Origin of the sequence: Pseudomonas sp. 8AS (assembly GCF_902506505.1) — a bacterium.
Classification (GTDB): Bacteria; Pseudomonadota; Gammaproteobacteria; order Pseudomonadales; family Pseudomonadaceae; genus Aquipseudomonas.
The window spans coordinates 3,607,147-3,623,074 of record NZ_LR733406.1 but is presented as its reverse complement, the minus strand read 5'-3'; the positions used below and the strand labels follow the sequence as shown (position 1 = coordinate 3,623,074).

15 protein-coding genes are annotated in these 15,928 nt (G+C 70.2%); 7 read left to right on the top strand and 8 right to left on the bottom strand.

From position 1 onward, the window contains the following. Positions 1–2: 2 nt before the first annotated feature. The 3 genes from GV001_RS16940 to ada all read right to left on the bottom strand — a co-directional run bounded on the left by GV001_RS16940 (position 3) and on the right by ada (position 2,224). A complete protein-coding gene (locus tag GV001_RS16940) occupies positions 3–752 on the bottom strand; it encodes a methyltransferase domain-containing protein (RefSeq protein WP_160081935.1) in 750 nt (249 codons plus the stop codon). Further along, positions 749–1,054 (bottom strand): nucleotide pyrophosphohydrolase, encoded by a 306-nt coding sequence (locus tag GV001_RS16935; protein ID WP_160081933.1) that lies wholly within the window; start codon positions 1,052–1,054, stop codon positions 749–751. Before GV001_RS16935 ends, GV001_RS16940 begins: the two co-directional genes overlap by 4 nt. Positions 1,055–1,186: 132 nt before the next feature. Beyond that, the gene (ada, locus tag GV001_RS16930) at positions 1,187–2,224 is read right to left on the bottom strand and encodes a bifunctional DNA-binding transcriptional regulator/O6-methylguanine-DNA methyltransferase Ada (RefSeq protein WP_160081931.1); all 1,038 of its coding nucleotides are present in this window, start codon (positions 2,222–2,224) and stop codon (positions 1,187–1,189) included. Positions 2,225–2,344: 120 nt separating this feature from the next. Between ada and GV001_RS16925 the strand changes: the two genes are divergently transcribed. Continuing rightward, on the top strand, positions 2,345–5,845 hold the full coding sequence (locus GV001_RS16925) for a response regulator (protein ID WP_160081929.1): 3,501 nt from the start codon (positions 2,345–2,347) through the stop codon (positions 5,843–5,845). A gap of 13 nt (positions 5,846–5,858) precedes the next feature. After that, entirely contained in the window at positions 5,859–7,043 is a 1,185-nt protein-coding gene (locus GV001_RS16920) for a two-component system response regulator (protein WP_160081927.1), read from the top strand. Positions 7,044–7,081: 38 nt separating this feature from the next. On the opposite strand, the gene GV001_RS16915 is transcribed toward GV001_RS16920, so the two are convergent. Continuing rightward, the gene (locus tag GV001_RS16915; protein ID WP_160081925.1) at positions 7,082–7,723 is read right to left on the bottom strand and encodes an NAD(P)-dependent oxidoreductase; all 642 of its coding nucleotides are present in this window, start codon (positions 7,721–7,723) and stop codon (positions 7,082–7,084) included. 100 nt (positions 7,724–7,823) lie between these two features. Between GV001_RS16915 and GV001_RS16910 the strand changes: the two genes are divergently transcribed. From GV001_RS16910 to bfr, 4 genes are all read left to right on the top strand, one after another. Next, entirely contained in the window at positions 7,824–8,711 is an 888-nt protein-coding gene (locus GV001_RS16910) for a LysR family transcriptional regulator (RefSeq protein ID WP_160081923.1), read from the top strand. A 119-nt stretch (positions 8,712–8,830) separates the two neighbouring features. Then, complete coding sequence (locus GV001_RS16905) at positions 8,831–9,718, top strand: PA4780 family RIO1-like protein kinase (protein WP_160081921.1); 888 nt, start codon at positions 8,831–8,833, stop codon at positions 9,716–9,718. A 198-nt stretch (positions 9,719–9,916) separates the two neighbouring features. Next, positions 9,917–10,816, top strand: coding sequence for an EamA family transporter (locus GV001_RS16900; RefSeq protein ID WP_160081919.1), 900 nt, complete (start codon positions 9,917–9,919; stop codon positions 10,814–10,816). Positions 10,817–10,967: 151 nt separating this feature from the next. Continuing rightward, complete coding sequence (bfr, locus tag GV001_RS16895; protein ID WP_160081917.1) at positions 10,968–11,432, top strand: bacterioferritin; 465 nt, start codon at positions 10,968–10,970, stop codon at positions 11,430–11,432. Between the two features lie 207 nt (positions 11,433–11,639). On the opposite strand, the gene cueR is transcribed toward bfr, so the two are convergent. The 3 genes from cueR to GV001_RS16880 form a co-directional block, all read right to left on the bottom strand. Next, on the bottom strand, positions 11,640–12,044 hold the full coding sequence (gene cueR, locus GV001_RS16890; protein WP_160081915.1) for a Cu(I)-responsive transcriptional regulator: 405 nt from the start codon (positions 12,042–12,044) through the stop codon (positions 11,640–11,642). Beyond that, positions 12,041–14,437, bottom strand: coding sequence for a heavy metal translocating P-type ATPase (locus GV001_RS16885; RefSeq protein ID WP_160081913.1), 2,397 nt, complete (start codon positions 14,435–14,437; stop codon positions 12,041–12,043). The genes cueR and GV001_RS16885 overlap by 4 nt, the downstream gene beginning before the upstream one ends. A gap of 66 nt (positions 14,438–14,503) precedes the next feature. After that, positions 14,504–14,881, bottom strand: coding sequence for a hypothetical protein (locus GV001_RS16880; RefSeq protein ID WP_160081911.1), 378 nt, complete (start codon positions 14,879–14,881; stop codon positions 14,504–14,506). A gap of 110 nt (positions 14,882–14,991) precedes the next feature. Here GV001_RS16880 and GV001_RS16875 point away from each other — a divergent pair, with 110 nt between their 5' ends. Beyond that, positions 14,992–15,189 (top strand): heavy-metal-associated domain-containing protein, encoded by a 198-nt coding sequence (locus tag GV001_RS16875; protein WP_160081909.1) that lies wholly within the window; start codon positions 14,992–14,994, stop codon positions 15,187–15,189. 33 nt (positions 15,190–15,222) lie between these two features. On the opposite strand, the gene GV001_RS16870 is transcribed toward GV001_RS16875, so the two are convergent. Then, positions 15,223–15,876 (bottom strand): TetR family transcriptional regulator, encoded by a 654-nt coding sequence (locus tag GV001_RS16870; RefSeq protein WP_160081907.1) that lies wholly within the window; start codon positions 15,874–15,876, stop codon positions 15,223–15,225. Positions 15,877–15,928: the final 52 nt, after the last annotated feature.

Genomic DNA, 15,928 nt, shown 5'->3' with positions numbered 1-15,928 from the left:
TCCTAGCGTGGCCGGCACACCCAGTGCAGGTAGCGGCCGAGGCCGGCGAAGGTCGGGTGGCGGCTGTAGGCCAGCTCCATTTCCAGCAGGTCGGCGAGTTCCGCCTTGGCCTGGAAGTCGCTCGGCATGTAGTCGTGGAACACCCGCACCCCGCTCTCGATTTCGACCGTCCAGTGCTCGGCGAGTTGCGCCGCCAGCTCGCGTGGGTCGAGCGGGCGCTGCGGGGTCAGGCTCTGCCCCTCACCGGCGAAGCGCGCCTTGCGCAGCTTGCGAAAATGCCCCTTGAGCAGGTTGCGGTAGATCAGCGCGTCCTTGTTGTAGAAGGCCAGCGACAGCCAGCCGCCCGGTGCGGTGAGCTGGTGCAGCACCGGCAGGATGGCGTGCGGCTCGGCCAGCCATTCCAGCACCGCATGGCACAGCACCAGGTCGTAGGGCTGGTTGAGCTGGCCGAGCAGCTCCTGCCAGGGCGCCTGGATGAAGGTGGCGGCGACACCGGCTTCGGCAAAGCGCTGGCGGGCGCCGTCGAGCATGGGCTCGGCCGGCTCGGCCAGGGTCACCGCATGGCCGCGCTGGGCCAGCCACAGCGACATGTGGCCGAGGCCCGCGCCGATGTCCAGCACGCGCAGCGGGCGCTCGGGCAGGGCTTCCTTGAGGTCGGCCTGGAGCACGGCCAGGCGGATCGCGCCCTTGGCGCCGCCGTAGATCTTCTCGGCGAAGCGGGTGGCGAGTTCATCGAAGTGACGATCGGTCATTGGCTGAAGCGCCTTTCATTGTCGGCCAGTTTGGCCCGCACGGCCTGTTCCATGTCGATGCCCAGCTCGCTGCACAGCAGCAACAGGTAGAGGACGATGTCGCCGACTTCCTGGCCGGCGTGTTCCAGCTGCGCGGGGGCCAGCTGGCGCGACTGCTCCTCGCCGAGCCACTGGAAGATCTCCACCAGCTCGGCCATTTCCACGCTGGCGGCCATGGCCAGGTTCTTCGGGCTGTGGAAGGGGCGCCAGTGGTTGCGGTCGCGGATCGCATGCAGGCGTTGAGTGAGTTCGACGAGGTTCATCGGGCGGGCTCCGTTCAGGGCGCATAGCTTCGGCCCGAAGCGTGCGCGTCGCAAGCCCGCGTTGGCGAACAGGCTCGCCGTAGGGTGGGCGCCAGAGTCCCATGCGTGGCGTGTTGGTGCGCGCGGCGCACCCTACGAGTCAACGGGGGCGCCTTCCTTTTTCAGCAGCGCGGCCTTGCGCGGCACGCCCCAGCGGTAGCCGCCGAGGCTGCCGCCGGCGCCGACCACCCGGTGGCAGGGCACCAGCAGGCCCAGCGGGTTGCTGGCGCAGGCGCGGGCCACGGCGCGGGGGTGGCTGCCGAGCTGCTCGGCCAGCTCGCCGTAGCGCCGCGTCTGCCCGGCGGGAATGCCGCATAGGGCCTGCCACACCTGCTGCTGGAAGGCCGTGCCGCGCAGGTCCAGCGGCAGCCGGGCGGCGCGCGCCGGCTCCTCGATCTGCGCCACCACGGCGGCCAGCCAGGGCTGCAGGCCGGCCTGGTCGCGGCGCAGCTCGGCGGCGGCGAAGCGCTCGCCCAGCTCGCCCAGCAGGGCGGCTTCGTCGTCGCCGAACAGCAGGGCGCAGGCGCCTTTCGCGCTGGCGGCGAGCAGCAGCAGGCCCAGCGGGCAGGGGGCGATGGCGTAGCGCAGGCTTTCCCCTGCGCCCTGCCGGCGGCGCCGCGCCGGGCTCAGCGCGCCGCTTTGCTGGTACAGCGCGCGGGTGCCGCAGTAACCGGCGTCCAGCGCCGCCTGCAGCACCGAGCCGGCCTGGGCCAGGCCGGCGTCCAGGCGTTCGCGCCGCCGCGCGGCGGCCCAGGCTCGTGGCGTCAGGCCGGTGCGCGCCTTGAACGCGCGGGCCAGGTGCGAGGCGGACAGGCCGATGCGCGCCGCCAGCTGGTCCAGGGTCAGGGGCTGTTCACTGCGCTCCAGCAGCTGGCAGGCGGCGATCACCAGGGCGTCGAGCTGCTCGGCCGGGCTCTGCCCCTGGGGCGAGCAGCGCCGGCACGGGCGAAAGCCGGCCGCCTCGGCCGCGCCGGCATCGGCGTGGAAGCTGACGTTCTCGCGTTTCGGCCGGCGCGCCGGGCAGCTCGGCCGACAGTAGATGCCGGTGCTGCGCACGGCGAAGACGAAGCGGCCGTCCTGCGCGGCATCGCGCTCGCAAACGGCTTGCCAGCAGCGGTCGGGATCGGGCATGGCGCTGTCCTCAATGAGCATGGGCTGATTGTCGGCCCGCCGGCCGGTGCTGCCAATGCACATCTGACTTTCAAAGCACTGGCTAAGCTGAGCGAGTCCGTTATGCGCAAGGAGGGGCCCATGCTGCGTCTGTGGTTGCTGTTGTTCTGCCTGCTGCCCTTGAGCGCGCCGGCCGCGCCGCCGCTGAGCGCAGAGCAGCAGGCCTGGGTCCGCGAGCATCCGCGCATCCGCGTCGGCATCGAGCGCGCGGGCTGGGCGCCCTTCGATGTGCTGGACCAGCAGGGCCGGCATACCGGCCTCAGCGGCGACTACCTGGCGCTGCTCGGTCAGCGCCTGGGCTTGCGCTTCGAGCCGGTGCTGCTGGATGACTGGGACGCCGCGCTCAAGGCCCTGCGCGCCGGCCGGGTCGACCTGCTGCCGTCGGTGGCCAAGACCCCCGAGCGCTCGGCCTACCTGGCCTTCAGCGAACCCTACCTGACCAGCAGCAGCCTGATCTTCACCCGCGCCGAGGTGGCGGTGCAGCGTATCGGCGACCTGGCCGGGCGGCGGGTGGCCATCGAGCGGGGCTACGTGCTGCAGCAGGCGCTGCGCGACCAGGTGGCGGACGTGCGCCTGCTGGAGGTGGCGGACAGCGAGGCGGCCCTGCGCGCGGTGTCGTCCGGGCGCGCCGATGCCTATGTCGGCGACATGATCGTCGCCAGCTACCTGATCCGCGAGCTGAACCTGACCAACCTGGAGCTGCGCGGCGAGACCGGGCTGTCCACCAGCGAGCTGCGCTTCGCCGTGCGCCCCGACTGGCCGCAACTGGTCGGCCTGCTCGACCAGGCCCTGGCGCAGGTCAGCCAGGCCGAGCGCGAGGCGATCAAGGAACGCTGGCTGCCGCCGCTCACCGCCTTCAACTGGCGGCGCCTGCTGCAGGTCGGCTGGCCCTACCTGCTCGGCTTGCTGGCGCTGGTCGGCTTCGTCCTGCTGTGGAACCGCCGCCTGGCCGTGCAGATCGCCGAGCGCCAGCGCGCCGAGGCCGAGGCGCAGCGCCAGCGCAGCACCCTGCTGGCGCTGATCAACGCGATTCCCGACCCGATCTGGTTCAAGGACGCCGAGGGCCGCTACCTGGGCATCAACCAGGCCTGCGCCGAACTGTTCGGCCACAGCCGCGAGGCGGTCATCGGCAAGCGCGACGAGGCACTGCTCGAACCGGAGTGGGCGGCGATGCGCACCGAGCACGACCTCGCCGCGCTGAACTGGACCGGCCCCTACGAGAGCGAAGGCTGGGCGCTCTACCCGGATGGCCGGCGCGCGGTGTTCAACACCCTGCGCACGCCGTTCGCCGATGAACGCGGCCTGCTGCTGGGGCTGGTCGGGGTCAGCCGCGACATCACCGTGCGCAAGCAGACCGAGGCCGAACTGGCCAAGGCCAAGGAGCTGGCCGAGGAGGCGGCGCGGCTGAAGTCGGACTTCCTGGCCAACATGAGCCACGAGATCCGCACGCCGATGAACGCCATCATCGGCATGTCGCACCTGGCCCTGAAGACCGAGCTCAACCCGCGCCAGCGCGACTACCTGGGCAAGATCCAGCAGGCCGGCCAGCACCTGCTGGGGATCATCAACGACATCCTCGACTTCTCCAAGATCGAGGCTGGCAAGCTGAACATCGAGTGCATCGACTTCGACCTGCAGCAGGTGCTGGAGAACCTGGCCAACCTGCTCGGCGACAAGGTGGCGAGCAAGGGCCTGGAGCTGGTGTTCAACCTCGACCCGGAGCTGCCGCAGCAGCTGGTCGGCGACCCGCTGCGGCTGGGGCAGATCCTGATCAACTTCGCCAACAACGCGGTGAAGTTCACCGAACGCGGCGAGATCGAGGTGATCCTGCGTGCCGAACGCCTGGGCAGCGAGCACCTCGACCTGTACCTGGCGGTGCGCGACACCGGCATCGGCCTGACGGAGGAGCAGATGGGCCGGTTGTTCGAGTCCTTCCAGCAGGCCGACAGCTCGACCACCCGCAAGTACGGCGGCACCGGGCTGGGGCTGGCGATCTGCAAGAGCCTGGCCGAGGCCATGGGCGGCCGCGTCGGGGTGCAGAGCCAGGCGGGGCGCGGCAGCCTGTTCTGGTGCCGGCTGCCGCTGGGCATCGCCCGCCAGCAGGGCCAGCGCCTGTTGGCCCAGGCCGACCTGCGCGGCCGGCGGGTGCTGGTGGTGGACGACAACGCCAGCGCCCGCCAGGTGTTGCGCGAGCTGCTGGAAAGCATGAACTTTCGCGTCGAGGCGGTGGACGGCGGCCGCGCCGCGTTGCGCCAGGTGGCGCTGGCGGCGCAGCAGGGGCAGCCGTTCGAGCTGGTGCTGCTGGACTGGCAGATGCCCGCCATGGATGGCCTGGAAACCGCCCGCCGCCTGCTCGAACTGGGCCTGCAGCCGGCGCCGCACCTGCTGATGGTCACCGCCCACGGGCGCGAGGACGTGCTGCTGGGCGCGCAGCGGGCCGGCATCGAGGATGTGCTGCTCAAGCCGCTGAATCCCTCGCTGCTGTTCGATGCGGTGATCCGCAGCCTCGGCGGCGAGGCACCCGCCGCCGGCGGCGGGCGGCTGGCGGTCGGCGCGCAGGTGCCGAACTTCGCCGGCCAGCGTGTGCTGCTGGTGGAGGACAACGAGCTGAACCGCGAAGTGGCCTGCGGCCTGCTGCGGGAAAGCGGCCTGGCGATCGACCAGGCCGAACACGGTGGCATCGCCCTCGACCTGCTGCGCGGCGCCGCCGACGGCCACTACGCCCTGGTACTGATGGACATGCAGATGCCGGTGCTGGACGGCCTGGCCTGCACCGCGGCGATCCGCGGCGAGGCGCGCTTTGCCGCGCTGCCGATCGTGGCGATGACCGCCAACGCCATGCCCGCCGACCGCGAGCGCTGCCTGGCGGCCGGGATGAACGACCACCTGGGCAAGCCGATCGACCCCGACCAGCTGTGGGCGACCTTGCGCCGCTGGCTGCCCGAGGGGGCTGCGGCGGTGCAGTCGACGCCTGAACCGGCGGCACCGGCCATCGACCTGCAACTGCCCGGGGTGGATGTGGCCAGCGGCCTGCGCCGGGTGCTGGGCCAGCCGGCGGCGTACCTGCGCCTGCTCGGCCGCTTCGCCGCCAGCCAGGGCGATTTCCCCTCCCGGCTGCGCGCCGCCCTGGCTGCCGGCGCCAGCGCCGATGCCGAGCGCCTGGTGCACAGCCTCAAGGGCCTGGCCGGCAACCTCGGCGCCACCACTCTGGCGGCCCAGGCCGCGGCGCTGGAACGCGCGCTCGGTGAGGGCCGATCGGCCGAGCTGGAAGGGCTGCTGGCCGAGCTGGAAAGCAGCCTGGCGGAGCTGGTCGCGGCCATTCTGGCCCAGCAGCCGGCCGCCCCTGCGGCCGCGCTGGCGGTCGATCCGGGGCAGCTGCTGGCGCTGTGCCGCCGGTTGCAGCGGCTGTTCGACGCGGACGACCCGCGCGCCGGGAAAGTCTTCGATGAGCATGCCGAACTGCTGCGCAGCGCCTTTAATGAAGACTACGGAGCCCTGGCCACGGCGGTGCGCGGTTTCGATTTCGAACGGGCCCAGGCCCTGCTGCGCGATGGCGCCCGGCAGCGGCAATTGATGCTTTGATGGGGAGCGGCAAATGGACGACATGCTCGATCGGCCGGACCAGCCTCTGGTGCTGGTGGTGGATGATACGCCGGAGAATCTGCAACTGATGAGCGAGCTGTTGCTCGGCCGCTACCGGGTCAAGGTCGCCAGCAGCGGCGCCAAGGCCCTGCGCATCGCTGCCGGCAGCTCGCGGCCGGACCTGATCCTGCTCGACATCATGATGCCGGAGATGGACGGTCATGAAGTCTGCCGGCGGCTCAAGGCCGACCCGGCCACGGCGGACATCCCGGTGGTGTTCCTCACCGCCAGGAGCGAGTCGGCCGACGAGCAGCAGGGCTTCGACCTGGGCGCGGTGGACTACATCACCAAGCCGATCAGCCCGCCCATCGTCCTCGCCCGCGTGCAGGCGCAGCTGCAGCTCAAGGCCAGCAACGACTTCCTGCGCGACAAGAGCGAGTACCTGGAGCTGGAGGTGCGCCGGCGCACCCGCGACATGCAGCGCCTGCAGGACGTGACCATCGAGGCCATGGCCAGCCTGGCGGCGATGCGCGACAACCCCTGCGGCAGGCACCTGGCGCGGATCGAACCCTACATGTGCACCCTGGCCGCGGCGCTGGCCCGCCAGCAGCCGATCCTGGCCGCCGAGCTCGGCGGCGAGCGCATCGCCCGGCTGGGCAAGGCGGCGCTGCTGCATGGCATCGGCAAGCTGATCCTGCCGGATCGCATCCTGCTCAGCCCGGGGCCGCTGCAGGGCGCCGACCTGCAACTGCTGCACCGCCACGCCGAGGCCGGGCGCGATGCCTTGCTGGCGGCGGAGTCGAAGCTGGACAGCGGCACCGACTTCCTGCGCGATGCCCGCGACATCGTCTACAGCCAGCACGAGCACTGGGACGGCAGCGGCTACCCGCAAGGCCTGCGCGGCGAGCAGATCCCCCTGGCCGCGCGGCTGATGGCCGTGGTCGGCTGCTACGAGGAGCTGACCAGCCGCCATCCCTACCGGCAGCCGGTGAGCCACGCCGAGGCACTCAGGCAGATCAGCGCGGCCAGCGGCACGCGCTTCGATCCCTCTGTAGTGCTGGCCTTCATCGAGGCGGCCGACGCCTTCGCCGGCATCGCCGCGCGCCTGGCCGACGATGCGGCGTCGATCCATTGCGAGCTGCAGCGCCTGGAGGAGTCGCTGGGGGAAAACATCGAGATGACCCTGCCGGCCGACTGAGCGGGCGGGGCGCCCGGCTGCCCGCGCCACTGTTCATCTCAATACGCCACGGTGAAGCGCTGGCGGATGTACTGCGGCTGCTCGGTCTCATCGAGCAGGGCCACCGCCAGGTCGGCCACCGAGATCTGCGCGGGGGCGTCGCCGTTCATCAGCAGTTGCTCGCCACCGAGGCGGAAGTGCCCGGTGCGCGGCCCCGGTTGCAGCAGGGCGGCGGGGGAGAGGAAGGTCCACTGCAGCTGCTGTTCTTCGCGCAACTGGTTGAGCAGCTGGCGCGCGCCTTCGGCGCCTTCCTTGTACTCGGCGGGGAAGTTCGGCGTGTCGATCAGTTGCAGGCCCGGCGCCACATACAGGCTGCCGGCGCCGCCGACCACCAGCAGGCGCGCGACGCCGGCGGCCTTGGTCGCGGTGACGATGGCCTGGCTGCCGGCGATGAACTGCTGGCGGATGTCGGCGCTGCCCCAGCCGGGGTTGAAGGCGCTGAGCACGGCATCGTGGCCGCGCAGCTGCTTGCTCAGCGTGGCCACGTCATGCACGTCGGCCTGCACGGCGGTGAGCAGCGGGTGCTGCGGCAGCTTCTGCGGGTTGCGGACCAGGGCGGTGACCTGGTGGCCGCGGCTGAGGGCTTCTTCGAGCAGGGCCGCGCCGACATAGCCGGTGGCGCCGATCAGGGCGAGTTTCATGGGGGCATCCTCGGTGAGTGGGGGTGAATGGATAATCACCGCTGGATAAAGCCGAGAAAAAGCGCCTTAATCGGCTTAGACAATTAAGCAGGGCTTAATAATGGAGCAGCTCAAGCGCATGGCGCTGTTCGCCACGGTGGTCGACAAGGGTTCCATGGTCGGCGCCGCCGAGGCCCTGGGCATGACCCCTTCGGCCGTCAGCCAGCAGATCCGCAAGCTGGAGGAACTCACCCAGGTCAGCCTGCTGCACCGCACCACGCGCAAGCTGACCCTGAGCGAGGCAGGCGCCAGCTTCTACGAGAGCTGCGCCCAGGTGCTGGCCCTGGCCCAGCAGGCCGAGCAGCGCCTGGCCGAGTTGCGCGATGCGCCGGTGGGTGAGTTGCGCATCGCCGCGCCGGTGGGCCTGCCCGGCCAGCTGCTCAGCGAAGCGCTGGCGCCGCTGCTGCGTGCCCATCCCAAGCTGAGCCTGCGGCTGTTCTTCCACGACGAGCTGATCGACCTGATCGAGCAGCGCATCGACCTGGCCATCCGCGTCGGTCAGCAGGAAGACTCCAGCCTGGTGGCCCGCCATGTGGCCGACTGGCGCATGCTGCTGTGCGCCGCCCCGGCCTACCTGGCGCGCTGCGGCCCGATCGAGGGCCCGCAGCAGTTGCTCGGCCTGGACTGGCTCAGCCTGAACACCGAGCGCTGGCAGCAGGTGACCCTGCACGGCCCGGGCGGCGCGGTGCAGCGCCTGCGCATCGAGAGCCGGGTGGCGTGCAACAACATCCTCTCGGTGCGCCAGTTCACCCTGGCCGGCATGGGCGTGTCCCTGCAGCCGGAGCCGGAGATCCGCGAGCTGCTGGCCCGGGGCGAGCTGCTGGCGCTGCTGCCGGCCTGGCAGGCGGCGCCACTGGGCATTCATCTGGTCACCCCGCGCCGCGACGCCCAGCCGGCCAAGGTGCGCTATGCCATCGAGGCCCTGCGGCGTAGCCTGCTGGTCCGTTAGGGGCTGTTTGCGTTTCGTGAACAAACCGGGAACAGACCCTAATCTGTGCGAGAACGCCGGATTGCCGTATAACGACAGGCTTTCACGCCGCCTTTTCGACAGGACCCTAAGCCCGCGCAATGAAGACCCCGAAACGCCTGGAACCCGTGCTTGAAGATGGTTTGATCGACGAGGTGATCCGTCCGCTGATGAGCGGCAAGGAAGCCGCTGTCTATGTCGTGCGCTGCGGCAGCGAACTGCGCTGCGCCAAGGTCTACAAGGAAGCCAACAAGCGTGGCTTCCGCCAGGCCGCCGAATACCAGGAAGGCCGCAAGACCCGCAACAGCCGCGACGCCCGGGCCATGGCCAAGGGCAGCAAGCATGGCCGCAAGGAGCAGGAGGAGGCCTGGCAGAACGCCGAAGTGGCCGCCCTGTTCCGCCTGGCCGCCGCCGGCGTGCGGGTGCCCAAGCCCTACGACTACCAGGACGGCGTGCTGCTCATGGAAATGGTCGACGATGGTTACGGCGATGCCGCGCCGCGTCTGAACGATGTCGAGCTGTTGCCCGAAGATGCCCGCGAATTCCATGGCTTCATGATTGGTGAGATCGTCAAGATGCTGTGCGCCGGCCTGGTCCATGGCGACCTCTCCGAATTCAACGTGCTGCTCGGCCCGGACGGACCGGTGATCATCGACCTGCCGCAGGCGGTGGACGCTGCGGCGAACAACCATGCCTTTGCCATGCTCGAGCGCGATGTGCGCAACATGGCCGAATATTTCGGCCAGTTCGCTCCAGAGTTGCGCTATACCAAGTATGCCAAGGAGATGTGGGCGCTGTTCGAGGCCGGCAAGCTGACCCCGGAGAGCCCGCTGACCGGCGAGTTCGACGAGCCGGAGGAGGAGGCCGACGTCGAGGCGGTGATGCGCGAGATCAAGGCCGTCCTGGCCGAACAGGCGCGCCTGGAAGCCCTGCGCAACGCCGAGGATGCGCCGCAGGGCGAGCCACCGCCGCCGCCCTGGGCCGGCTGATCGCTGTTCATGGCAACGCCCGCTGCATAGCGGGCGTTTTTGTTCTGGCGGTTGGCCAAACCCGGACGCTCATGCGCTGTTGTGGGAGCGGCAGTGTCCTGAGGATATCGGCAGGCCTGGCGCTGTTGCTCGGCAACTGTACCGGGAAAGCCGGGCGACCAGCTGCTAGTGTGCTGGGAGTTTCTTCGGAGCCCCGCCATGACCCCCTCGCATATCTGCCTGGCCCTGCTGGTCACCCTGATCTGGGGCCTCAACTTCGTGGTGATCAAGGTCGGCCTGGCGGACTTCCCGCCGCTGCTGTTCTGCGCCCTGCGTTTCGCCCTGGCGGCGCTGCCGCTGCTGTTCCTGCGCGGCCCGCTGCCGGCGCCGCTGTGGCGCATCGTGCAGATCGGCCTGCTGCTGGGGGTGATCAAGTTCGGTCTGCTGTTCGTCGGCATGCACCTGGGCATGCCGGCCGGGCTGTCGTCGCTGGTGCTGCAGAGCCAGGTGTTCTTCACCGTGCTGATCGCCGCCGTGCTGCTCGGCGAGCGTCCCAGCCGGCGTGCCCTGTGCGGCCTGCTGCTGGCGGCCGGCGGTCTGCTGCTGATCGGCGCGCAGCGGCCGCTGGGTGACAGCCTGCTGGCCTTCGCCCTGGTGGTCGCCGCGGCGCTGGCCTGGGCCTGCGCCAATATCGCCACCAAGCGCTCCGGGGCGACCGACATGCTGCGCCTGATCTGCTGGGTCAGCCTGGTGCCGCCCTTGCCGCTGCTGGGGCTGTCTTATCTGTTCGAAGGCCCGCAGGCGATCGCCACGGCGCTGAGCCAGGCCAGCTGGGCGGGGATCGGCGCGCTGCTGTACATCGCCTTCCTTGCCACCACGGTGGGCTTCGCCATCTGGAGTTTCCTGCTGCGCCGCTACCCGGCCAGCCAGGTCACCCCGTTCGCCCTGGCGGTGCCGGTGTCCGGGCTGCTGGCCGGCTGGCTGCTGCTGGGCGAGGCCCTGACCGCCTTGGGTTGGCTGGCCTGTGCCCTGGTGTTCGGCGGGCTGGCCATCACCGTGCTGCCGGCCGGGTTGTTCGGGCGCGGCGCTGGCGTGCCCGTCGATCCCGCCCGCCCATAAGCAAGCCGCAGCGGCGGGGTTTGCCGGGCGCTGGCGCGGCCCACCGGATGCGCGCGGGGCTGGGTTTCCGTGCCGGCGGCTTCTTGACCATTGGGCCAAGGGGGTCGAAGCTTGTCCTTCTGATTCGTCATGTTTGCCAAGGACACCTCCCATGCAAGGCCAGGCTGAAGTCATCGAATACCTGAAAGACCTGCTGCGCGGTGAGCTCGCTGCCCGCGACCAGTATTTCCTGCATTCGCGGATGTACCAGGACTGGGGCTTCGACAAGCTCTACGAACGGCTCAATCACGAGATGCAGGAGGAGACCGAACACGCCGATGCCCTGCTCAAGCGCATCCTGTTCCTCGAAGCCACCCCGGACATGACGCCCAAGGCCATCCAGCCCGGCGCCAGCGTGCCGGACATGCTGCGCGCCGACCTCCGGCTGGAATACGAGGTGCGCGAGGCGCTGAGCAAGGGCATCACCCTGTGCGAGCTGCACCAGGATTACGTCAGTCGCGACATCCTCGCCCTGCAGCTCAAGGACACCGAGGAAGACCACGCCTACTGGCTGGAGCAGCAGCTCGGCCTGATCGACCGGGTGGGCCTGCAGAACTATCTGCAATCCCAGGCCTGAGAACCTGTTAAAAGTCTGCTGCGCGTCGGCCATGCTGCGTTGAAATCGGGCTCAGAAAGCGGCTTGCCGCTAGCGCGCTTTAGCGTGACCCGAAGGGCGAGTGAAACGAGTCATGCCATTTACAACTCGTAAACTGCGCTTCTTCGCCCGATCTCGCCTTGCCTGGCTCTAGCTCGCGAGACTTTGAACAGGTTCTGATTCGCCTGCTTATCCCTTCTGGCAGCAGCCCGATTCCAGGTCCCTGAGAATCGGGCAATCCGGCCGGTGGTCGCCCTGGCAGTGCTGCGCCAGCTCGTCGAGGGTGTCGCGCAGGGCGCTCAGTTCGGCGATCTTGCGGTTCAGTGTGTCGATATGGCTCAGCGCCAGGGCCTTCACGTCGGCGCTGGCGCGGCCACGGTCCTGCCACAGGGTGAGCAGCTTGCCGACTTCCTCCAGGGCGAAGCCCAGGTCGCGCGAGCGCTTGATGAAGGCCAGCACATGCAGGTCCTGCTCGCCGTACAGGCGGTAGCCGCTGGCGCTGCGCCCGGCCGGCCGCAGCAGGCCGATCGACTCGTAGTAGCGGATCATCTTGGTGCTGAGCCCGGATTGCCGGGCGGCCTGGCCGATATTCATGGCTGCTGCCCCTCGCTCGGCCGCCAGCGCTTGAGCAGCAGGGCGTTGCTCACCACGCTGACGCTGGACAGGGCCATGGCCGCGCCGGCGACCATCGGGTTGAGCAGGCCGAAGGCCGCCAGCGGAATGCCCACCAGGTTGTAGACGAAGGCCCAGAACAGGTTCTGCTGGATCTTGCGCCAGGTGCGCCGGCTGATTTCCAGCGCCGCCGGCACCAGGCGCGGGTCGCCGCGCATCAGGGTGATGCCGGCCGCGTGCATGGCCACGTCGGTGCCGCCGCCCATGGCGATGCCGACATCGGCGGCGGCCAGGGCCGGGGCGTCGTTGATGCCGTCGCCGACCATCGCCACCGTGGTGCCGCCGTGCTTGAGGGCGGCGATATGCGCGGCCTTGTCCGCCGGCAATACCTGGGCATGCACCTGGTCGATGCCCAGCGCACGGCCCACGGCGGTGGCGCTGCCGGCGTTGTCGCCGCTGATCAGGTGGCTGTGGATGCCGCGTGCGCGCAAGGCCTGGATCGCCTCGCCGGCGCCGGCCTTGAGGCTGTCGCCAAAGGCCAGCAGGCCGAGCACGCGCGGCTGCGGCGCGCATTCCAGCAGCCAGGACAGGGTGCGGCCTTCGGCCTCCCAGGCGCTGGCCTGCTCCTGCAGCCCGGCGGCCGTCAGCTGCAGTTCGTCGCGCAGGCGCTGGTTGCCCAGGGCCAGTAGGCGATCCTCCACCCGGCCCTGGGTGCCGCGGCCGCTCAGGGCCTGGCTGGCGCTGACGCTGGGCAATTGCAGCTGGCGGGCGCTGGCGGCCTGCAGCACGGCATGCGCCAGCGGGTGTTCGCTGCCCTGCTGCAGGGCGCCGGCCAGGCGCAGCAGTTCGTCCTCGTCCCCCGCCACGGCGGCCAGGTGGACGATATGCGGCTGTCCGGAGGTGAGGGTGCCGGTCTTGTCGAAGGCCACCACGCCGACCTTGTGCGCCAGTTCCAGGGCCTCGGCGTCCTTGATCAGGATGCCGTGGCGCGCCGCCACGCCGGTGCCGGCCATGATCGCCGCGGGGGTGGCCAGGCCGAGGGCGCAGGGGCAGGCGATCACCAGCACGGCCACGGCGTTGATCAGCGCCTGCTCCAGGCCGGCGCCGGCCAGCAGCCAGCCGGCCAGAGTCAGCGCGGCGATCAGCAGCACGGCCGGGACGAACACCGCGCTGACCCGGTCCACCAGTTTCTGGATCGGTGCCTTGGCCGCCTGGGCGTCCTCGACCAGGCGGATGATGCGCGCCAGCACGGTTTCCCCGCCCAAAGCGGTGGTGCGTACCAGCAGGCGGCCCTCGCCATTGATCGCGCCGCCGGTGACCCGGTCGCCGGGGGCCTTGCTCACCGGCAGGCTCTCGCCGCTGATCAGCGCCTCGTCGGCCTGGCTGTGGCCGTCGATGACCTCGCCGTCGACCGGGAAGCGCTCGCCGGGCCTGACCACCACCAGGTCGGCCAGGTGCAGTTCGCCGATCGCAACTTCTTCCTCGCGCCCGTCGCGCAGGCGTACCGCGCGCTCCGGGCGCAGGGCTTCGAGGGCGCGGATGGCCGCGCTGGTCTGGCGCTTGGCGCGGCTTTCCAGGTACTTGCCGAGCAGCACCAGGGCGATGACCACCGCCGAGGCCTCGAAATACAGGTGCGGCACCTGGTGCTGCGCCGTGGCCCACAGGTACAGGCTCAGGCCGTAGCCGGCGCTGGTGCCCAGGGCCACCAGCAGGTCCATGTTGCCGCTGCCGGCGCGCACGGCTTTCCAGGCGGCGACATAGAAGCGCGCGCCGAGGATGAACTGCACCGGCGTGGCCAGGGCGAACTGCACCCAGGCCGGCAGCATCCAGTGCAGGCCGGCCCACTCGGCCAGCATCGGCACGACGAGAGGGGTGGCCAGCGCGATGGCCAGCAGCACGGCCAGGCGTTCGCGGCGCAGGGCGGCCTGCGGGTCGGCCGGCGGCGTGCTGTCGAGCGGGCGCGCCGAGTAGCCGGCGGCCTCCACGGCGGCGATCAGGCTGGCCACGGCGGTGCCCTGCAGCAGTTCGACCCGCGCCCGCTCGCTGGCCAGGTTGACGCTGACCGCGCGCACCCCGGCGACCTTGCCCAGGGCCCGCTCGATGCGTCCGGCGCAGCTGGCGCAGGTCATGCCGCCCAGGCTCAGCTCGATGCTCTGCAGCGGCACCGAGTAGCCGGCCTGCTGCACCGCCTCGATCAGGCCGGGCAGGCTGCCCGCCGGCGCCTCGACCTGGGCGCGCTCGCTGGCCAGGTTGACGCTGGCCTGGCGCACAGCCGGCAGTTTGCCGAGGGCCCGCTCGATGCGCCCGGCGCAGCTGGCGCAGGTCATGCCGGCGATCGGCAGGTCGAAGCGGGTCAGGGGGGCGGTGCTGGTCATGGCGATCTCCTGAAGGCGAGTGCCGCAAGGATCAACCTTAACCCCATGGCAAGGTCAAGCGGCGGATTACGGCGCCGGCACCGGCAGCAGGGTCAGGCTGCGGGCATCCAGGGCGATGCGCAATTGCTGCACGACGCCGGCCTGGATCTGCACGGGCATGCTGCGCAGCTGCTCGAAGCTCGGCTCGCAGCCCAGCCCGCCCATGTAACCCAGGCGGATGCGGACTTCGCCGGGTGGCAGGTTGAAGGACGCCGACTGGCCCTGATACAAACGGGCGGCCAGACGATCCTGCAGGTAGACGCCGACATCGCAGGGGGTGGCGATTTCCAGGCGGTCGCGGGCCACGATCAGCACGCCGTAGTAGGCGGGGCTCGGCGACAGCTCCGCGGCACTCGGCGGGGCGCCGCAGAGCAGGGCGGCGAACAGGGCAAGTAGTGGGCGCATGGCGATCTCCTGGTGGGCTTGCAGTGTATCGACCGCTCGCCGCGGTGCTTGACCTTGCCACGGTGGCAAGCCGGATGCTGGCATTACAGTCAATCGAGGAGGGTTATTCCATGCAGATTCTGAAAGTCACCGGCATGTCCTGCGGGCATTGCGTGCGCGCCATCACCCAGGCCGTGCAGGCGCTGGACGGCGCCGCCGAGGTGCAGGTCGACCTGGCGGCCGGCGAAGTGCGCGTGGCCAGCCGGCTGAGCCTGGAGCAGTTGCTGCAGGCCGTGCGCGAGGAGGGCTATGGCGCCGAGCCGGCCTGATCCGTGGGCGGTGCTGGGCGGCTGCAGCCGTTCTTAGGCGAGAGCCGGGTCTGACGGCAGGCGGGGCGGGTTCCAGTCACGCACCAGGCCGCGCAGCTGGGCATCGATCAGGCCGGCGGTATCCTGCAGCGGGTCGAACAGGCTCTGATCCCGCGTCCAGTCGGTGAACAGGCCGATGATCAGCGCGTGCAGGGCCCGTGCCGCCAGGCGCGGGGTGACCCCGGGCTGCAGGCGCGGCCGGCAGTCGGCGCGGGCGAATAGCTCCTCCACCAGGCTAATGAACTGGTTGATGAAGGCGGTGTGGCGTTCTTCGGCCTCGCGCAGTTCGGCGGTGAATTCGCAGCGGTGCAGGAGGATGGTGAAGATGCGCTGCTTCTGCGCGTCGCGGGCCAGGTTGGCGATGGCCGCGATGCACAGGTCGCGCAGCGACAGCAGGGCATCGCCGTCGGCGCAGCCGCACAGGCGCTCGGTCAGCTGTTCGGGCGGCAGGCGCACCTGGCTGAGCATCTCGTGGAACAGATGGGCCTTGTTCTGGAAGTGCCAGTACACCGCGCCGCGGGTGACCCCGGCCGCCTGGGCGATCTGTTCCAGGGTGCTGTGGGCCACGCCTTTTTCCAGAAACAACTGTTCTGCGGCCAGCAAAATGGCGCTGCGGGTCTGCTCGGCTTGTTCTTTGGTTCTGCGCATGGCGGGGCCAGGGAATGGGGCTAGGCTCTTGTTTGGGGAACAGAGTGTAATG

Bases quoted from the DNA above. Each gene is read 5' to 3' on its own strand.
- ada (WP_160081931.1), bottom strand. From the start codon at position 2,224: ATGCCCGATCCCGACCGCTGCTGGCAAGCCGTTTGCGAGCGCGATGCC.
- GV001_RS16920 (WP_160081927.1), top strand. From the start codon at position 5,859: ATGGACGACATGCTCGATCGGCCGGACCAGCCTCTGGTGCTGGTGGTG.
- GV001_RS16940 (WP_160081935.1), bottom strand. From the start codon at position 752: ATGACCGATCGTCACTTCGATGAACTCGCCACCCGCTTCGCCGAGAAG.
- GV001_RS16910 (WP_160081923.1), top strand. From the start codon at position 7,824: ATGGAGCAGCTCAAGCGCATGGCGCTGTTCGCCACGGTGGTCGACAAG.
- GV001_RS16935 (WP_160081933.1), bottom strand. From the start codon at position 1,054: ATGAACCTCGTCGAACTCACTCAACGCCTGCATGCGATCCGCGACCGC.
- GV001_RS16875 (WP_160081909.1), top strand. From the start codon at position 14,992: ATGCAGATTCTGAAAGTCACCGGCATGTCCTGCGGGCATTGCGTGCGC.
- GV001_RS16905 (WP_160081921.1), top strand. From the start codon at position 8,831: ATGAAGACCCCGAAACGCCTGGAACCCGTGCTTGAAGATGGTTTGATC.
- GV001_RS16900 (WP_160081919.1), top strand. From the start codon at position 9,917: ATGACCCCCTCGCATATCTGCCTGGCCCTGCTGGTCACCCTGATCTGG.
- GV001_RS16925 (WP_160081929.1), top strand. From the start codon at position 2,345: ATGCTGCGTCTGTGGTTGCTGTTGTTCTGCCTGCTGCCCTTGAGCGCG.
- bfr (WP_160081917.1), top strand. From the start codon at position 10,968: ATGCAAGGCCAGGCTGAAGTCATCGAATACCTGAAAGACCTGCTGCGC.
- GV001_RS16880 (WP_160081911.1), bottom strand. From the start codon at position 14,881: ATGCGCCCACTACTTGCCCTGTTCGCCGCCCTGCTCTGCGGCGCCCCG.
- GV001_RS16885 (WP_160081913.1), bottom strand. From the start codon at position 14,437: ATGACCAGCACCGCCCCCCTGACCCGCTTCGACCTGCCGATCGCCGGC.
- GV001_RS16870 (WP_160081907.1), bottom strand. From the start codon at position 15,876: ATGCGCAGAACCAAAGAACAAGCCGAGCAGACCCGCAGCGCCATTTTG.
- cueR (WP_160081915.1), bottom strand. From the start codon at position 12,044: ATGAATATCGGCCAGGCCGCCCGGCAATCCGGGCTCAGCACCAAGATG.
- GV001_RS16915 (WP_160081925.1), bottom strand. From the start codon at position 7,723: ATGAAACTCGCCCTGATCGGCGCCACCGGCTATGTCGGCGCGGCCCTG.